Below are 17,654 nucleotides of genomic sequence, written 5' to 3'. Positions count from 1 at the left end.
AATCAGATGAAAAGACGTGATTTTTTGAAAGGCCTGATGTCAGCCTCCTGCATGGCCATCGGTGGCACCAGCCTGCTTAGCCCATTAAGCGCACTGGCCGCCCCCCGCGGCCGTGACGAGTGGCTCACCACCGGCAGTCACTTTGGCGCCTTTAAAATTCGCCGCAAAAATGGCGTGATTGCCGAGGTCAAACCCTTCGAGCTCGACCAGTATCCAACGGATATGATTAAGGGCATCAAGGGGCTGGTGTACAACCCATCCCGTATTCGCTACCCCATGGTCAGGCTCGACTTTTACAAGAACGGCCACAAGAGCAATACCGCCGAGCGGGGCGACTTCCGCTTTGTGCGGGTGACCTGGGATGAAGCGCTTCAGCTCTTTAAAGCGTCGCTGGACGAAATCCAGACCAAGTATGGTCCAAGCGGCCTGCATGCCGGCCAAACCGGCTGGCGTGCAACAGGCCAGCTGCACTCCTCCACCAGCCATATGCAGCGCGCGGTGAGTATGCACGGCAACTTCGTCAAAAAGGTGGGCGACTATTCCACCGGCGCGGGCCAAACCATTCTGCCCTATGTGCTGGGTTCCACCGAGGTGTATGCCCAGGGTACCTCCTGGCCGCTTATCCTTAAAAACACCAAGACCCTGATTTTGTGGTCAAACGATCCGGTGAAAAACCTGCAGGTGGGCTGGAACGCCGAGACCCACGAGTCTTATGCGTATCTTGCCGAGCTCAAAGCGAAAGTGGCCAAGGGGGAAATCAGGGTCATCAGCATCGACCCTGTTGAAACCAAGACCCAGGCTTACCTTGGCTGCGAGCGCCTGTACATCAACCCCCAGACCGACGTCGCCATGATGCTCGCCATCGCCTATGAGCTGTATCAGCAAAAGCTGTACGATGCCGAGTTTGTGAAGAGCTACAGCCTGGGCTTTGAAGACTTTTTGCCTTATCTGCTTGGCAAAGCCGACAACACCCCCAAAACGCCGGAGTGGGCCGAGGCCATCTGCGGTGTGAGCGCCACGACCATTCGAGACCTCGCCAGGGTGATGGTGAAAGACCGCACCCAAATCATGATGGGCTGGTGTATCCAGCGTCAGCAGCACGGCGAGCAGCCTTACTGGATGGCGGCGGTGCTGGCCACCATGATTGGGCAGATTGGCCTGCCCGGCGGCGGCATCAGCTATGGTCACCACTACTCCAGCATCGGCGTGCCCGCCACCTCGGCGGCGGCTCCCGGCGCCTTCCCCCGTAACCTCGATGAAGGCAAAAAGCCGCTCTTTGACAGCAACGACTTCAAGGGCGCCAGCAGCACCATTCCGGTGGCACGCTGGGTGGATGCTATTCTCGAGCCCGGCAAAACCATCGACGCCAACGGCAGCCGGGTGACTTACCCCGACATCAAGATGATGGTGTTCTCCGGCAACAACCCCTGGAACCACCACCAGGACAGAAACCGCATGAAGCAGGCCTTCCAGAAACTGGAAGCCGTGGTCACCATCGATGTGAACTGGACCGCCACCGCCCGCTTCAGCGATATAGTGCTGCCCGCCTGCACCACCCTTGAGCGAAACGATATCGACGTATACGGCAGCTACGCCAACCGCGGCATTCTGGCGATGCATAAGATGGTGGAGCCACTGTTCGACAGTTTGTCTGATTTTGAAATCTTCACCCGTTTTGCCGCCATCCTTGGCCGCGAGCAGGAATACACCCGCGGCATGAACGAAATGCAGTGGATTGAGCACCTGTACAACGAGTGCCGTGAGGCCAACAAGGCCAAGTACCCGATGCCGGATTTCGCTACCTTCTGGAAAGAAGGTTATGTGCACTTCGGTGAAGGTGAAGAGTGGACCCGCCATGCGGATTTCCGTGCCGACCCGGAAATCAATCCGCTGGGCACCCCATCGGGCCTGATTGAAATTTTCAGCCGCAAGATTGCCGCCTTTAACTACGATGACTGCCCCGGCCACCCCATGTGGATGGAGAAAAAGGAGCGCAGCCACGGTGGCCCCGGCAGCGACAAGCACCCGCTGTGGCTGCAATCCTGCCACCCGGATCAGCGCCTGCACTCACAGATGTGCGAAAGCGAAGAGTACCGCGCCACTTACACAGTCAAGGGCCGTGAGCCCGTGTACATCAGCCCCGAGGATGCCAAAGCCCGCGGCGTAAAAGACGGCGATATAGTGCGGGTATTCAACGACCGCGGGCAGCTGCTCGCCGGTGCGGTGATTTCCAAACGCTTCCCCAAAGGCGTTATCCGTATCCACGAAGGCGCCTGGTATGGCCCCGTGGGCAAGGATGGCAGCAAAGAAGGCGGCAGCGAAATCGGCGCATTGTGCTCCTACGGTGACCCAAACACCCTGACCATGGACATTGGCACTTCCAAACTGGCACAGGCCTGTGCGGCCTACACCTGTCTGGTGGACTTTGAGAAGTTTGAGGGCAAGGTGCCCGAGGTCAGCTCATTCACAGGCCCTGTGGAGGTAACTCTGTCATGACAACGTCTCACTCTCCGATTGCAGAAACGTCGATTGCAGAAACTTCTTTTGCAGAAACAGGCGACGTTATGGCCGCTCGCGACATGAATGCCGTCCGCGCCTCGGTGTGGCAGCTTCTAAGCTCACTCTTTGCCAAAGAGTTAAGCGCTGAGCGCATCAAGGAGCTTGCCGCCGCCGAACTGTGGCAGGCATTTGCCGGGGAAGCCGAGCTTCAGGCGGCGGCCGCACAAATCCGGGCTGCCTTGATTGCCGCCGCTCAACATGATGCAAGAGCAGGCGGCCCACAAGTCAGGGCGGCCGCCCGTTTCGAGCTTGCCGCCGATTTTTGCAGCGCCTTTTTGCAAAATGCCGAGCACTGCGCCGCGCCTTACGCGAGCCTGTATCTTGGTGATGCTGGCGAAGCAGCGGGGAATGAGATAGCCACCCAGGATAAAGCCGCCAAAGATAAAACCGAGCGCAGCCTCTACGGCGAAAAGCATCAGCTGATGAGTGATTATCTGCGCTCGGCGGGCCTTGGGCTTGCGGATGATTTTCGCGAGCCAAGCGATCACCTGGCGGTGATCCTTGCGCTGATGGCGCACCTGTGCGCCTCAGCAAGCCTTGATAGCCAGCGGGCGTTTCTTGAAAGCGCCATTTTAAGCTGGCTGCCTGAGTTTAACGCAAGGCTTGGCAAGCTTAAGCTTGTAAGCCCACTCTACAGTGCCCTTGGCGACTTTACCCTCGCCTGGGCAAGGCTGGATGCTGAGCTTTTACTGGCCTAACAGAAAGGAGCGGCAGAGAGGTGACAAGAGGGCTGACCCGCTTACCAAGTCAGCCTCTTACCAAGTCAGCCCATTAGCATTGAGCCAGCTCATCAATTGGGCTTAATCAATCATTGGGCTTATTCAATCATTGGGCTTAATCAATCATTGGCGTTGAACCAATCCGCCAGCGCCGACAACGACGCCTGCCACAGCTCCCTGAGCTCTGGCAGGCGTTTTTGTTGCCACTCACTTTCCGTTATCTCACCGCGCTGCAGCGCCCTTTCCAATTCGGCCGCCGCGGTGGCCAGCGCAGCCAATCCCATGCTGGCACTGGCACCCTTTAAGCTGTGCAGGCGTGTTTGGCACACATCCAAGGTCACGTCCCGTTCAAAGGCCGCAAATTGCTCTTCACTTGAAGAGCGAAACTGCTGCGCCATCTCATCCAGGGTTTCGCGCCCGAGAATATCCAAATCGAGCTTAAGCTGCTCGGTATTCAATAAGTCGCAGCTGAATGCCTCAAAAGCACGCCCCGAGGTATGTGCCGTGCTGATGGGTGGCGCTTGTGTCAGTGGCGCTTGCATCAGTGGCGCTTGGGGCAGCGAGGCATCTCCCAGCCAATGGCCGAGGGCCGCCAGGCTCAGGGGCTTGGCAAGCACAGTCTCTATGCCTGCCTCCTGATAGCCTGCCACCGCATCGGAATCCACCTGAGCGGTAAAGGCCGCGAGCAGTATACCGGCGGGCAGCAAGGGCAACAGGCTCTGACCATCACCGTCGGGGAGCTGCATATCCAGCATCAGGGCATCGAATTGCTCTGATGCAAGCAGATGCTGCGCCTCGGCCAAGTCCCTCGCCCAGGAGGCATCGTGGCCAAGGGTGGCGAGATACCCACGGGCCACCAGCGCATTGACCTGATTGTCTTCCACCAGCAGCACCCGCCTGGGCGGCGCGGCGACAAAGGACTGCACCGCCGCCTCGGCCGGGGCATTGCAGTGAACCACTGGCAGACTGAAACTGAAGCAACTGCCAACGCCTTGCTGGCTTTCCACCCGAATACCGCCCTCGTCCCAAGTGCCACACGCTTCGTCAGCAGCATCCATCAGGCACACCAGTTCGCGGCTGATGGCAAGCCCAAGCCCTGTGCCTCGGGCCCTCCCCTGCACATCACCGGTTTCATAAGGGATAAAGAGCCGCTGCCGGGTCGCCTCATCCATGCCAACGCCGGTATCGGTCACACTGAAATGAAGTCTCGCCCCCTGTGCGCCGACCTCCAACACCACAGAGCCGCGCTGGGTGAATTTGATGGCATTGCCAAGCAGATTGAGCAGCACTTGCCTGAGTTTTGGGCCATCGAGACTCACATATTGCGGCACGTCAGGCGCCAGCAGCTCGAGCCTGAGCCCGGCAAGACTGGCGCCGGCCAACATCAGGCTCATCACCTCATCCAGCAGCCGTGGCAAATCCACCGGCGCAGGCTGGGCCTTGAGCTGACCTTTTTCGAGCCGTGAGAAATCAAGAATATCCGACAGCAGGGTTTGCAACAGCACGGCACTGTAGCGCGACAACCCCAACAACTGATGCTGCGCTTCACTGAGGTTTTTATCCTTGTCCAGCAGCTCCAATGTACCCATCAAGCCATTGAGCGGAGTGCGAATTTCATGGCTCATGGTGGCCAGGAATCGGCTCTTGGCCTGGTTTGCGTTTTCTGCTGTTTCACGCGCACTGGCAAGCTCGGCGGTACGCTCTATCACTTTGACTTCCAGCGCCGCCTTGTGACTGGCAAGTTCACGGGCACTCTGTTTGAGCTCGTCGGAAAGCTCCTGATTACGGATAGTTTTGGCTTTAAAGGCCTCGATGGCTTCTGCCATGGCGGTGAGTTCATCATCGCCATGGGAGTCGAGGCTGATGTCGGTATTGCCCCTCGCCAGGCTATGCATGGCGGCGGTGGCTTCACCAAGGCGCACCGCGATGCCCTTGTAAATCACCCGGTAAGATACAAGCAGGATAATCAGTAACATGGCAAAGCCAGTGCCCCAAAGTCCCACCCCCGCCCAGGAGAGCTGACGCAGATAGTCTTTACGGGCTTCGAGCGCCTTGGCACCCTGGGTTTGCAGCGCCCGGTCAAGCCGCTGACTTAGACCAAACAGCTTATCCTGCAGCAGTTGTTGCAATGAGTTAGACGCGCGGCTGGCCGTTAAAAAATCAGCTCTGAGTTTCAGCATCTCACCCACGCCCAGCAGGCGGCGGGATTCTTCCTCCAAAGAGGCGCGGCGCACCGGGTCGCGCACCAGCTGGCTTACCCGCTTAAGTGGCCAGAGGCCGTTTTCCACCGCGCCATCAGTTGCCCCCTCACCCAGAATATCGCCAAGGGGCAGGCCCGACTCAGAGCCTTCATCGGCAAGCTCCGCCACCAGCGCTATGCGATTAATAAGGGATAAGGCACGCTGCAGCTGACTTTGAATGTCGAGATCAGTTTCTATGATGTCATCCAGTAAGCGGGCGCTGCGCGCTTGCCCTGCCTGCTGCGGATAGGCCTGACTGAGTTTTGCCAGAATGGCAGCGTCCACTACCGCAAGCTCGGCCTGCACCAGTTCCCGGGCGTTGGCGCTGGCAATGGCAAGGCTGCTGGCCTGTTCGCTCAGCGTATTCAAAAGCGACAGCTTGCGCCCTACCCGATTGCCAAGCTCAGCAAGGGCCGAAACTATTTCAGCTGAGTCACGTCCCAAAGAATTGGAAGCCTCCACTCCAGCAGCATCCACCCCGAGGCTTCGCAGCTTTTCGGCGGCGCTGAGCAGATTCGCGGTTTCGATGGAAAGCTTGCGGCCAATCAGCTCCCGCTGATTTTCCTCACTGACCCTGGCAAGCAGCTGGGTGTTTTCAGTGAGCGCCGCAGCAGACTGCACCAGCTCCCGTGCCGCATCAGAGGCAGGTAAAGAGCGCTCGTAAAGCATGTGATCGGCCTGCCTGACCCATTGCAGGCTTACAGAGCCCAAACTCACCAGCAACAGCAACAAGGCGCAGAGCAGCACAAAGGCCAGAATGAGGCGTCCGGACAGACTGGAGAAGGACAATGAAGGAGGGGTCACAGGCTCACCTATAGCTGATACACTTCGGCTGTGACCATCTTACGGAACTCTTGCCGTGAACATAAGCCCCATAATCCTTTTGCTGTTGATGGCGTTGGGTATTTCCAGCGTTCAGGCCGCCCCCTGGCAGCTTGAGCAGCGCACGCCCTTCAACGCCATTGACCAGGAAAGCAAGGCTCTTGGCCTGATCCCCCTTGGCCGCGCCCAAAAGCCCTGGAAGCTGTGTGTGCTGGTGCCGCACTTAAAGGATGCCTACTGGATTGGCATTAACTATGGCCTCATGACTCAGGCGAAGACTCTCGGCGTCAGCTTCGAGATGTTTGAAGCCGGCGGCTATCCCAATAACAAACGCCAATTGACCCAACTGGCGCATTGTTTACAGGGTGATTTCGATGCCGTGCTGCTGGGCGCCGTCACCCCCCACTTACTGAAAGACTTGCCCGGCGAGCTGGGCAAGCCGGTTCTGGCACTGGTGAACAAGCTGGATGATGACAGGGTGGGCACCCACATCGGGGTGAACTGGCATCAAATGGGCCGCCTTATCGGCAATGCCATTAAAGGGCAATTCAAATCGGAAGCGACCCTGGCGCTGCTGGCCGGGCCTGAGTCGGTGGGCGGCACAGACCTTGTTGAGCAGGGCATCGGCCAAAGCCTTAGCGGCAGCAAGCTCAAAATTGGCGCCATTCGCCATGCCGATAACAACCGTCATCTGCAGCGGGAACAGCTGCAACAACTCCTTGAATCAAGCCGTCCCGACGCCATTGTGGGCAGCGCAGTGGCCATTGAAGTGGCGGTCAATCAGTTTGGCCAGACGCCACCTTCCCATCCCATAGTGCTGGGCGCCAGTTACTTCTCCCCGGCCATTGCCCGCGCCTTGCAACGTGGCAAAATCGCCGCGGCCTGTGACGACAAGGTGGTGTTGCAGGGTATGGTTGCGGTGGATTTGGCCGTAAGGCAATTGCAAGGCGCCGGGGCATTTGGCGATATCGGGCCAGCAATTGTGGTCAGAACCCCCGGTAACAGTGATGCTGCGGCGCTGACAAACTCATTGCCGCCGGCAGAGTTTTACCCCGTTTATCACTTTAATCCCTGACGCTGGCGGCAAAGAGATATCCTTCGCCGTGAACGGTTACAAACAGCTCAGGGTTAAGCTTGCCGCGTAAGCGGCGAATAATGACGTCGATGGTGCGGTCGTTGGCATCTTCACTGCGATGACTGGTTTGTTGCATCAAACGCTCCCGCGACAGCACCTGCCTTGGATGCAGCGCAAAGGCTACCAACAGCTCAAATTCCGCCTTGGTGAGCTTGATAACCTCCTCACCCCGGGACAACTTGCGGCTGCCAAGCTCAAGCACATAATCCCCGAACTCGATTCTGTCATCGCCCTCGTCCATGGCATCCATTGCTTGCTGTTTTGCTTTGGCCACCAGGGAGATACGCCACAGCAGGTTTTTCACCCGCACCAGAAGTTCGCGCAGTTCAAAGGGCTTGGTGACATAGTCGTCGGCGCCCATTTCGAGGCCAACTATCCTATCGACGGTTTCATCACGGCCGCTCACCAATATGATGCCCACTTCGGAGCGGCTTCTCAGTTCCCGGGTCAGTGACAGACCATCGGTTCCCGGCAGATTGATATCCAACATGATAAGGTCCACGTGATTCAGCGCCAGCTGCTGCCACATGTCATCGCCATTGGCCGCTTCCAGCACACGATAAGCTTCCTTGCTGAAATAGCCTTTCAGGCGGGTGCGTATAACTGCTTCGTCATCTACGACCAGAACTGTGTAGGCCATGGGTTATCTCCGGGAACTTTGATGGCACCAGTATATTCACAATTTTTCATATTTCACATCTGGTGCGCAGAACTGAGATCCCGCTTGCAAGCCCTGTACTGAAATAACGGATATCATGCGAAAAAGTGAGCTTGCACTTTTACAGCAACTACCGCATGTTTTATGCTTAAACAAGTTTCAGCGTCCGGCAAAAAGGACCCACTATGGACGAGAGGCGCAAGTTCTCCCGAATTCTGTTTGATACCAAGGCCCGCCTGTTTACCGATTCCCAGGTCTGGGAAACCCGCATTCTGGATTTGAGCCTCAACGGCGCTCTGGTGGTGTCCCCCGACAATTTTTCCCCTCCGGGTGGCAGTCTTTCACTGGCCTTTTCCCTGCCTGAGTCAGATGTGGAAGTGCAGATGCAGACCCTCATTGCCCATCAAAAGCCCGGCATGATTGGTCTTACATGCGAACACATCGATGTAGAGAGTATCAGCCACCTAAGGCGTATGGTGGAGCTGAATCTGGGGGATGCCTCCTTGCTTAACCGGGAGCTGGAACACTTTATCGAAAGCCATGAAAAAGGGAACTGAGGTTCCCTTTTTCATTCAGGCTTCAGATTGTCTCAGAGGGCCGCCAGCGCCTCAGCAAGCTTGGACACCCCTATCACTTCCATGCCCTCCGGGGGCTTTTTCGGCATGTTGGCCTTAGGCACTATCGCACGTTTGAAGCCATGTTTGGCCGCTTCCACCAATCGCTCCTGACCGTTGGGCACGGGGCGTATCTCGCCTGAGAGCCCGACTTCACCGAACGCCACCAGATCCCGCGCCAACACCTCACCGCGGAAACTGGATACCATGGCCAGCAGCAGGGTCAGGTCAGCACTGGTTTCAGTCACCTTCACGCCGCCCACCACGTTCACAAACACATCCTGATCCGACATCTGCAAACCGCCATGGCGATGCATCACTGCCAGTAACATGGCAAGCCGGTTGGCATCCATCCCCACCGCCACCCGCCGTGGATTGGAGAGCGCCGAGTTGTCCACCAGCACCTGCAGCTCCACCAGCAAAGGCCGTGTGCCTTCCCACACCACCATCACCAGGGAGCCACTGGAGGCCTCTTCACCGCGGGAGAGGAAGATAGCCGATGGGTTGGCGACTTCTTTAAGGCCCCGCTCTGTCATGGCAAACACCCCGAGCTCGTTGATGGCACCGAAGCGATTTTTATGGGAGCGCAGGGTGCGGTATCGGCTGTCGGAGTCGCCTTCAAACATCACTGAGCAGTCAATACAGTGCTCAAGCACCTTGGGGCCGGCGAGACTGCCGTCTTTGGTGACGTGCCCGACCATTATCACGGCGATACCGTTTTGCTTGGCAAAGCGGGTGAGAAAAGAAGCCGATTCGCGCACCTGGGCCACACTGCCCGGCGAGGACTGCACATCACTCATGTGCATCACCTGAATCGAGTCCACCACTATCAGTTTGGGCTGCTCTTTAAGGGCAATGTCGCAAAGGGTTTCGACGCTGGTTTCCGATAGCATTTTCAGCTTCGAAGTCGGCAGCCCCAGGCGGTGGGCGCGCATGGCCACCTGTTGCAGCGACTCTTCACCTGTAACGTAAAGCGCGGGCATCACCTCGGCCAGCTGACACAAGGTTTGCAGCAACAGCGTACTCTTGCCGGCGCCGGGATGGCCACCAATGAGAATGGCACTGCCGGGCACAATGCCGCCACCCAGGACCCGGTCAAATTCGGTAAAGGAACTCGGGATCCGCGGCAGCTCATTCAAATCGATTTGGTCGAGGGTCTTGACCTCAGACGCCCCTGCACCGGCATATCCGCTGAAGCGGCCAGTGCGCGCAGGCGTGGCGGCACCCAACCTCACTTCGGTGATGGAATTCCATTCCAGGCAAGCGCTGCACTGTCCCTGCCAGCGGGGAAAATCCTGACCACACTCATTGCAAACGTACGCGGTTTTATTTTTTGCCATAACTGCCTAAATTCTGTATAAAATTGAGTATAGAACTCTGAAAAGCTGCCGATAATAGACTAGCAATTCCTCTCCCCATTGGCACGGCAAAAAGACAAATACCCATGAGCCTGACCGAACATTCAGCACTGATAGAACAGCTCAAACCCCTGATGTTGGAACCCAACTTCCCGCAGGTATTTGAGCAGTTAACCGCGGGAGAGTCCAACTCGACCCGCTTTTTGCTGAAGATGGAATTGAACCGCCTCGGCGCGGAGTGCACCCGCCTGATTGATTTGCGTGACAAATCTGAACTGCCCTGTGAAGAACTGCGTGTGGGGCGTCAAACCCATTTCCTCGATGAGCCTGCCAAGCAGATTTTCCAGCAGACTATTGCGCTCTATCAGGGGAAGTACACCCTGGGCGTGTATGAAGCGGTGATGAATGCCCATCGCAAACGTCGGCAAAAATCCCAGGACAATCCTTCAGCCGTTTCCCCGGCGGAGTCTCAGCCCTTTACGGTACCCGGCATAGTGCTTGGCAACTATTTCAGCCGCACCGAAGAGCGGATGAATTACAGCATGAAAATTCTGGTGTCGCAGCCGGGTCGTGGAGAGCTCCCCGGGATCACTGCCGACCTTTCGGTGGGCGGCGCCCGCATTCGGCTGCCATCGAGACACCCTTTTTCCCTCGATATTCCGTTGAAGGTAAAACTGGTTGAGCTCAGCCAGGAATTTTATTACGAAGACCTTCAGCAAGGGGTTGATTATCAGATAGTCAGTGCAGAGGGGAATGGCGAATTTACCTGGATGCGGCTCAAGCGCCTTGGGGGCTCAGAAGGGCTTTCTGAGATGCTTGCCAACCTGATCCGTGGCTATAAGTTTCGCTACAAGGTCGACATCAACGATGTATTGGTCACGGCCACAGGCCTTGGGTTTGAGCGCCACTACCTGCCTCACCTGCCCCATTTACCACTGTTTCTTGACTGCCGTGGTGACAAACCTAGGTTAAGCCATTTACTGTTAAGTCCTGATAATCAGGCGATTGTGCATTACTTCCAGGATGAAAACGACGTCAGCCAATTGGAAGGCATGTTAACCCCGGGCCGGCTTGCCATGGCACTGCGCTATGTTGATGATGCCGATCACCGCACCTTTTTTTGCTTCACCCACAATGCCAACGGCAAACTGTTTTTCTACTCGGCAACCCTGGCCGAACTCAAGCACCGTAAAGAACGGGAGCTGTTTTTCGGTTTCGGTGCGGGTAAACCCAGCTGGCGGGTGTTTAAGTTAACCATGGACACCATTGACCACGGAAAGCGATACAAGAGCTCTGTGATCCCGGGGGATGCGGAAAACTATTCCGCCCTGACCGAGCAGCAGCTTGCAAGCTTCAGCCACGTGATGCAGCTGATGGACCTGACCCACGAACCGGCCAGGCTGCAGTATCAGGGCTGGTACAACAACGGCAACGCCAATGCGCTCAAGGTCTATGGCCAGAAGAAAGCCCCCCAAAGCAGCATCAAACAGGTCTCACTGGAATTCAGCGAGCGACGCCGGGAGGCCAGGTTTGCCTTTAAAACCCTGGTGGAAATTCAACAGGGAGGAGTGAAGGTACAGGGACTGAGCAACGACATTTCCAGTCGTGGTCTGCAGGTGGTGCTGGATAACGCCAGTGCCTTTGAAGAAGGCAAACCCGTGACCCTCTCACTGCCAAAGCTGCAGGCCATTGCCGGTAAAAGCCGCTTAACCGGCCTGCCCTATCGTTTGGTGAAATCCCGTAAAGATGGCATGGTGCTGCACCTGACCGCCATCATAGGCCATGAGGTACATGCCGGGGTCGAATTCCTGAACAAGCTGATTGTTCACAATCGGGAAAAGCTGACCCAGCTCAGCGAAAACAACAGTGACATCAAAGAGCTCTCAGATGGCCTGAAAAATCTGGTGATGCGAAAGCTTTACGGCGTGCCTTTCTTTATTGAAAAAACCGCCAAAACCCAGGTGGTCAGCTTCCTCGGCACCAGTGTGCAAGGGCATGACATCACCGACATGTTTGCCGCATTGAGCAGCGAGCCGCAGCATTACAATCTGGCACCACTGCTTGGGAATGGCATGCTTAAACAGGCGGTTCTCGACCCCATTCGGACTCTGCGGCCAAACGATGAAATGAGCTATGTGGAGCTGTTTGTGCAGGTTATACGTCAGTCCAGAGGCGGCATACTGCTTAAGTTTGTGCCATCGGTAGAGCTGGGGGCAGCAGAGGCACAACTGAGCTTTATCAACCAGAGTAATCAGGTGGGTAAATTTATGGCTATTCGCCTTTACCGCGGCGCCACGGGTAAACCAGACAACAGCTGCATTCGACGGGAACTCGAATATATCCATGTACATGCGCAGCACAAAGCCAAGCAACTTGAAGAGCAGTTGTGGCGCATCGTAGGTGTGGGTGAGTTATTGGATGTCACAGATGAAGTTGTGCTGCGCTTCCAGGCACTTGCTCAGTAGAAAACGGTATCCGTTAACCGTTCGGCTCAATAATCCCGGTCTTTAAGCGCAGTGACATCGAAGCCAAGCAACCAGTCGGCGACCGCCACAAAATGATCAGATGGCGCATCCATATGTGTCAGCATACCTGCATGGTCATAGTCGTGGCGAAACCCATTTTCCCGTGACAGCAAGGTAAAGCGCGCATCGGCAGCGCAGCATTCTGCCATCATGTCTTTCACATCACAGGGGTTCCCCAGCACTGTATCCCGGGCACCTGCAATAAACCAGGCGGGGGGCAAGCCATTGGCCCTGGCAGCCGCGGCGTAGTCAAAGCCATCATCGTGATCTATCCAGTCACCACGGACCCAGTCGATGCTCTCGCTGAGGGAGCTGATACTCTCGTTATCCATGCCGAGCTTAAGGCTATCGGCCGGTAAATAACCTCGCTGGGTGGCAATGGCGGGCGCGAGCCGATTCCAGAACATATCCACCATCCACCATTTTTTAAGTGAGCGAGTCCGGATGGTTCTTTTACTGCCAAAGGTCAGCAAAGACCGCACCCCGGTAGCCATCTCTGGGAATCTTACCAGGCTGCTTGCCATCAGTACCCCACCCCAGGAGTGCCCACACCAATGGACTCCCAGCGAGCCTGGATGGCGCTCAAGAATGAATGCCTGCACCAGGGGTAACTGCTCGCGGATCACCTTGCCCTGCCCTGGGTCAACGCCCTTTGCCAGCTTGGGAGTGCTGAGGCCCCGCCCTGCCGTATCGAGTACATACACCTCAAACCCCTGCCGGGCCAAAAAGCCCGCCAGCCCCCGCCCGGAGTCACTGTAAAACACCCGGCCATTGGACATGGCACCGTGAAGCATCAGTATGGGTGAGCGCGCTGCAGAAGGAAAAGTCGGGCTGATATGCCTGAGGTGTAACTGTCCGCCGTCGTAGGGCAAAAACAACGATTGCTGACAAATAGCGTCTTTTTTCAAGGGGCTGGATGAGGGTTGGGTCAAAAGCGCTGTCATTGTTATCAAGGTCTGTGCCTGGGCCTATATTCAATCAGGCTAAACCAGAGCACAGACAAAACTCAAGAGCAATTACTCAATCCCTCAGGGTTTCAGGCTTGCAGCAAGAAGGGAAGCACCCGCAAATCCAGGGTTTGAATATGGGCATCGGCTGCCGCAGCCAGTTTGGGTTTGGCATGAAAGGCGATACCGAAGTCGGCTCGCTGCACCATGGGAATATCGTTGGCACCATCGCCAATGGCGAGGCGTTGGCCGCGTTCAATACCGTATTCATCACCGAGTCGACTGACCACATCGGCCTTGAAGTTGGCATCCACCACAGTACCTGTGACCTCTCCGGCGAGCTTACCATCCACTATCACCAGTTCGTTGGCAAAGGCGGCGTCCAGCCCCAGAGAAGCTTTAAGGTGCCCTACAAAGGGCGTAAAACCACCGGAGGCCACCACCAGCTTCCAGTCATGGCCCTTCAGCTCGGCCAGCATGTCTGTCAGCCCATCCATCAAAGGCAAACGACCGCAAAGGCTGTCGATAATCCCGGCATCGGCACCGGCGAGTTTAGCCACCCGTTGACGCAGGCTCTGCTCGAAATCAAGCTCACCCTGCATGGCCCGCTCAGTCACCTCGGCGACGGCCTCGCCAACACCGGCCATGGCAGCAAGCTCATCAATACATTCAATCTTGATGGCTGTAGAGTCCATGTCCATTACCAGCAGCCCGGGACGGCTCAGTGACGGCAGGGAGCCTGTCACAGGGAAAACTTCAAGGCCGGCTATGCCGTGAAAAGCAGCCGGCAGCGTATCCGGTGTAGCCGATACCAGTTCCAGTCCTCTGAGCGCATTGGCTCGCACCAGGGGGGCTATCGCGCAGTTAAGCTCTGTCAGGCGAGCAAAAATCAGCTCCTCAGTTGCTTTGGTTTCCCACACCAACCTCACCCGCTCTCCTTGTGGCGCTTGCCCTTCTTCATACAGCCTCAACTTGCCCTGACGGGAAGCCGCCAAAGCGTGAAGACGGGTTTGCAGCACATACTCAGGGGTGTTTTCCATGGGCGAGAGTTCTCCGGCTATCCGCTTGATGCCTTATCCTTTATGATTAGCTCAAAGCGTCAATTTTTAAGGGTCAAGGTGTTGTATCTTAAAGGACTAAAGAAAAGCCAGAAAATCAGCCGACTGCTGCAGATTGCCATTGCACTGGCACTGCTGGCGGGGCTTGTCCAGCTGTGGCAGTCAAGCCTACTACAAGGCCAGCAGCTTCTGAAGTCCCAAACCGAAAAGATGGCCAGATTGTTGGTACAACAGACGGCCTATGGCGCTGCACCGGCGTTGCTGTTACAGAACGATGAGCAATTGCAGTGGCTTGCCACCGCGCTGGTAGAGGATCCCAAGGTAATGGCGGCGGCCATCTATGGTGAACAGGGCACCCGCCTTTCCTTCGCCCAGAGTGTCTCGTCCGAATGGCTTGAACCCGACTCCGAGGAGCTCAAGTCCTTGCTCGCCCCCTTCCCACCCTATGTTGAACCCGTGATGCAGGGGGACAGAAACCTTGGCTACGTTGAGGTACGCCTTGAACCCAAATTGTTTTTGGCCGAGATTGAAGAAGCCCACAAACTCAATATGGAACAACAGCAAATTATGCTGTTGGTGGCAGGCTTAATTGGCATGCTGTTGTCGCGTTCCATGTCGTTTAAGCGTGCCCACTTTGACAGGCGCAAGTTCAAAGCCAAACGGCTGCTGGCCACCATGACGGGTGAAAAACCGCAAGAAGTGATTCGCCCGGTGGAGACGCAGCCGGAACAAGGTGAGTCAGAGACAGATAAAGCGTGTCAGTCCACGGACTCGGCTGCGATGGCGGATTCAGAAATCAGCAACGTGATTAATACCGATGCCGATAAAGCGGATGATACGGGTAAAGGGCGCTGAGAATAGCCGCCAACGCCGGAAACGTATTGATGGTGCAATCCGGACTGAAGCAAAACCATAAAACAAAAAGGCTCCCGAGGGAGCCTTTTTCGTGTACGACAGGCCTTAGCCTGTCACAGATTCAGCATCAGAGGTTGATGGCTGCATCCAGCGTCATGATGATCATGTCATTGAAGGTGGTCTGACGCTCATCAGAAGTCGTCTTTTCACCGGTGCGGATGTGGTCAGAAACGGTTACCACACACAGAGCACGGGCACCAAACTCATGGGCAACACCGTACAGACCGGCAGCTTCCATCTCTACGCCGAGCACGCCCATTTTCTCCATCACGTCGAACATTTCTGGATCTGGGGTGTAGAAAAGGTCGGCAGAGAATACGTTACCTACGCGGGTTTGGATGCCATGAGTCTTGGCAGACTCAACCACGGCGCTCAGCAGGCTGTAGTCGGCAATGGCAGCAAAGTCCTGGCCCTTGAAGCGCAGACGGTTAACCTGAGAATCGGTACAGGCGCCCATGCCGATAATCACGTCACGAACCTTAACGTCGGTGCTGATGGCACCGCAGGTACCCACACGGATGAGGTTCTTCACGCCGTAGTCTTTGATGAGCTCAGTGGCGTAGATAGAGCAGCTTGGGATACCCATGCCAGAGCCCATCACAGAGATGCGCTTGCCCTTGTAAGTACCGGTGAAGCCCAGCATGTTACGTACATCGGTAACCTGTTCGACGTTTTCCAGGAAGGTTTCGGCAATGTACTTGGCACGCAGCGGATCGCCCGGGAAAAGTACGGTTTCAGCAAATGCACCTTCTACAGCATTAATGTGTGGTGTAGCCATCTGTATAACCCCTGTATTTTTGTTTAAGACTTAAGTCTTTGATAATAGGCGACTCAAAGGAAGTCGCCAAAACGAAACTTTTTCAGCCCCCGTTAACGGGCTGGCATGAATGACTCACCGTATTCCATTGCCGCCAAACCGAAGTAGCTGGCAATAGACTGACCTATGTCGGCAAAGCTACCGCGCTTACCAAGGGAACCGGCCTTCAAACCGGCGCCATAGGCCAGCACAGGCACAAATTCACGGGTATGGTCAGTGCCCTGCCAGGTTGGGTCACAGCCGTGGTCGGCGGTCAGCAGCAGCAGATCGCCTTCTTCCAGCAGTGCCATCAGTTCAGGTAAACGGGCATCGAAGTATTCCAGTGCCTTGGCATAGCCGGATACATCGCGGCGATGGCCGTAGTGGGAGTCAAAATCCACAAAGTTGGTGAACACGATAGTGTTGTCACCGGCCTGCTTGATTTGCTCAAGGGTGGCATCGAACAGGTCTTCCAGGCCTGATGCCTTGACCTTCTTGGTGATACCGCAGTGGGCGTAAATATCGGAAATCTTACCCACACTCACCACGTCACCGCCGGCTTCTTTAAGCTTATCCAGCACTGTCTTTGATGGTGGCTCAACCGCATAGTCACGACGGTTACCGGTACGGGCAAAGTCACTTGGGCCTGTGCCTACGAATGGACGGGCAATCACACGGCCGATGTTGTAAGGCTCAAGCTCTTCACGGGCGATTTCACACAGGCGGTAGAGATTCTCCAGTCCGAAGGTTTCTTCGTGACAGGCAATCTGGAACACACTGTCAGCGGAGGTGTAGAAAATCGGCTTACCGGTTTTCATGTGCTCTTCGCCGAGCTCTTCCAAAATGGTGGTACCCGAGGCGTGGCAGTTGCCCAGGAACTCGGTTAAGCCTGCACGCTCAAGAATTTTATCGGTCAGTTCTTTCGGGAAGGAGTTTTGATGCTCGCTGAAGTAGCCCCAGTCGAACAGCACAGGCACACCGGCCATTTCCCAGTGACCACTGGGCGTGTCTTTACCTGAGCTCAGCTCCTGGCAGTGACCGTAAGCACCAATGATATCGACGTTATCGCCGAACCCCGGAGCAAACGCGCCGGTAGCCTCTTTGGCTGCATGGGCCAGGCCCAAACGGCTCAGGTTTGGCAGCTTGAGTTCGCCTTCACGGCCATTGTTGGCCTTACCATCGGCACACATTTGTGCAATGTGACCAAAGGTATCTGAACCCACGTCGCCGAATTTGTCTGCATCATCAGCAGCACCGATGCCGAAGGAATCCAGCATCAGAATAATGGTACGTTTCATAACTCTTCCC

General features: G+C 56.2%; 13 protein-coding genes. 6 read left to right on the top strand and 7 right to left on the bottom strand.

Features of this window, described 5'->3' with window-relative positions; all coding sequences use genetic code 11:
• Positions 1-6: 6 nt before the first annotated feature.
• The gene (gene torA, locus JQC75_RS04725) at positions 7-2,496 is read left to right on the top strand and encodes a trimethylamine-N-oxide reductase TorA (RefSeq protein ID WP_203326317.1); all 2,490 of its coding nucleotides are present in this window, start codon (positions 7-9) and stop codon (positions 2,494-2,496) included.
• A gap of 68 nt (positions 2,497-2,564) precedes the next feature.
• Positions 2,565-3,257 carry a molecular chaperone TorD gene (gene torD, locus JQC75_RS04720; RefSeq protein ID WP_203326316.1) on the top strand — a complete coding sequence of 231 codons (693 nt, stop codon included), beginning with the start codon at positions 2,565-2,567 and terminating at the stop codon, positions 3,255-3,257.
• Positions 3,258-3,397: 140 nt separating this feature from the next.
• Here torD and torS read toward each other — a convergent pair whose 3' ends face one another.
• Positions 3,398-6,322: a TMAO reductase system sensor histidine kinase/response regulator TorS gene (gene torS / locus JQC75_RS04715; protein WP_203326315.1), complete on the bottom strand. Its 2,925-nt coding sequence runs from the start codon at positions 6,320-6,322 to the stop codon at positions 3,398-3,400.
• 55 nt (positions 6,323-6,377) lie between these two features.
• Here torS and torT point away from each other — a divergent pair, with 55 nt between their 5' ends.
• The gene (gene torT / locus JQC75_RS04710; RefSeq protein WP_239002080.1) at positions 6,378-7,415 is read left to right on the top strand and encodes a TMAO reductase system periplasmic protein TorT; all 1,038 of its coding nucleotides are present in this window, start codon (positions 6,378-6,380) and stop codon (positions 7,413-7,415) included.
• Here the strand turns inward: torT and torR are convergent.
• The gene (gene torR / locus JQC75_RS04705; protein WP_203326314.1) at positions 7,405-8,115 is read right to left on the bottom strand and encodes a two-component system response regulator TorR; all 711 of its coding nucleotides are present in this window, start codon (positions 8,113-8,115) and stop codon (positions 7,405-7,407) included. The genes torT and torR overlap by 11 nt on opposite strands.
• 203 nt (positions 8,116-8,318) lie before the next feature.
• Between torR and JQC75_RS04700 the strand changes: the two genes are divergently transcribed.
• Positions 8,319-8,690: a PilZ domain-containing protein gene (locus JQC75_RS04700; RefSeq protein ID WP_203326313.1), complete on the top strand. Its 372-nt coding sequence runs from the start codon at positions 8,319-8,321 to the stop codon at positions 8,688-8,690.
• Between the two features lie 32 nt (positions 8,691-8,722).
• Here the strand turns inward: JQC75_RS04700 and radA are convergent, their stop codons facing one another.
• Positions 8,723-10,087 (bottom strand): DNA repair protein RadA, encoded by a 1,365-nt coding sequence (radA, locus tag JQC75_RS04695; RefSeq protein WP_203326312.1) that lies wholly within the window; start codon positions 10,085-10,087, stop codon positions 8,723-8,725.
• A gap of 104 nt (positions 10,088-10,191) precedes the next feature.
• On the opposite strand from radA, the gene JQC75_RS04690 reads away from it, so the two are divergent.
• Positions 10,192-12,570 (top strand): PilZ domain-containing protein, encoded by a 2,379-nt coding sequence (locus JQC75_RS04690; protein WP_203326311.1) that lies wholly within the window; start codon positions 10,192-10,194, stop codon positions 12,568-12,570.
• 26 nt (positions 12,571-12,596) lie between these two features.
• Here the strand turns inward: JQC75_RS04690 and JQC75_RS04685 are convergent, their stop codons facing one another.
• The gene (locus tag JQC75_RS04685; RefSeq protein WP_203327120.1) at positions 12,597-13,574 is read right to left on the bottom strand and encodes an alpha/beta fold hydrolase; all 978 of its coding nucleotides are present in this window, start codon (positions 13,572-13,574) and stop codon (positions 12,597-12,599) included.
• 92 nt (positions 13,575-13,666) lie between these two features.
• Positions 13,667-14,617, bottom strand: a complete 951-nt coding sequence (gene serB, locus JQC75_RS04680) for a phosphoserine phosphatase SerB (protein ID WP_203326310.1) — start codon at positions 14,615-14,617, stop codon at positions 13,667-13,669.
• A 78-nt stretch (positions 14,618-14,695) separates the two neighbouring features.
• Between serB and JQC75_RS04675 the strand changes: the two genes are divergently transcribed.
• Positions 14,696-15,490: an AhpA/YtjB family protein gene (locus JQC75_RS04675; protein WP_203326309.1), complete on the top strand. Its 795-nt coding sequence runs from the start codon at positions 14,696-14,698 to the stop codon at positions 15,488-15,490.
• Positions 15,491-15,617: 127 nt separating this feature from the next.
• Here the strand turns inward: JQC75_RS04675 and deoD are convergent, their stop codons facing one another.
• Both deoD and JQC75_RS04665 read right to left on the bottom strand, forming a co-directional pair.
• On the bottom strand, positions 15,618-16,328 hold the full coding sequence (gene deoD / locus JQC75_RS04670) for a purine-nucleoside phosphorylase (protein ID WP_011759092.1): 711 nt from the start codon (positions 16,326-16,328) through the stop codon (positions 15,618-15,620).
• 92 nt (positions 16,329-16,420) lie between these two features.
• Complete coding sequence (locus tag JQC75_RS04665; protein ID WP_203326308.1) at positions 16,421-17,644, bottom strand: phosphopentomutase; 1,224 nt, start codon at positions 17,642-17,644, stop codon at positions 16,421-16,423.
• Between the last annotated feature and the right edge of the window lie 10 nt (positions 17,645-17,654).

It is taken from the genome of Shewanella litorisediminis, from assembly GCF_016834455.1.
Classification (GTDB): domain Bacteria; phylum Pseudomonadota; class Gammaproteobacteria; order Enterobacterales; family Shewanellaceae; genus Shewanella; species Shewanella litorisediminis.
The sequence above is the reverse complement of the archived record's forward strand: the minus strand, read 5'-3'. Positions and strand labels throughout refer to the sequence as shown.

Coding starts and splice junctions, on each gene's coding strand:
- JQC75_RS04685 (WP_203327120.1), bottom strand. CDS start 13,574: ATGACAGCGCTTTTGACCCAACCCTCATCCAGCCCCTTGAAAAAAGAC.
- deoD (WP_011759092.1), bottom strand. CDS start 16,328: ATGGCTACACCACACATTAATGCTGTAGAAGGTGCATTTGCTGAAACC.
- torD (WP_203326316.1), top strand. CDS start 2,565: ATGGCCGCTCGCGACATGAATGCCGTCCGCGCCTCGGTGTGGCAGCTT.
- JQC75_RS04690 (WP_203326311.1), top strand. CDS start 10,192: ATGAGCCTGACCGAACATTCAGCACTGATAGAACAGCTCAAACCCCTG.
- radA (WP_203326312.1), bottom strand. CDS start 10,087: ATGGCAAAAAATAAAACCGCGTACGTTTGCAATGAGTGTGGTCAGGAT.
- serB (WP_203326310.1), bottom strand. CDS start 14,617: ATGGAAAACACCCCTGAGTATGTGCTGCAAACCCGTCTTCACGCTTTG.
- JQC75_RS04665 (WP_203326308.1), bottom strand. CDS start 17,644: ATGAAACGTACCATTATTCTGATGCTGGATTCCTTCGGCATCGGTGCT.
- torA (WP_203326317.1), top strand. CDS start 7: ATGAAAAGACGTGATTTTTTGAAAGGCCTGATGTCAGCCTCCTGCATG.
- JQC75_RS04700 (WP_203326313.1), top strand. CDS start 8,319: ATGGACGAGAGGCGCAAGTTCTCCCGAATTCTGTTTGATACCAAGGCC.
- torR (WP_203326314.1), bottom strand. CDS start 8,115: ATGGCCTACACAGTTCTGGTCGTAGATGACGAAGCAGTTATACGCACC.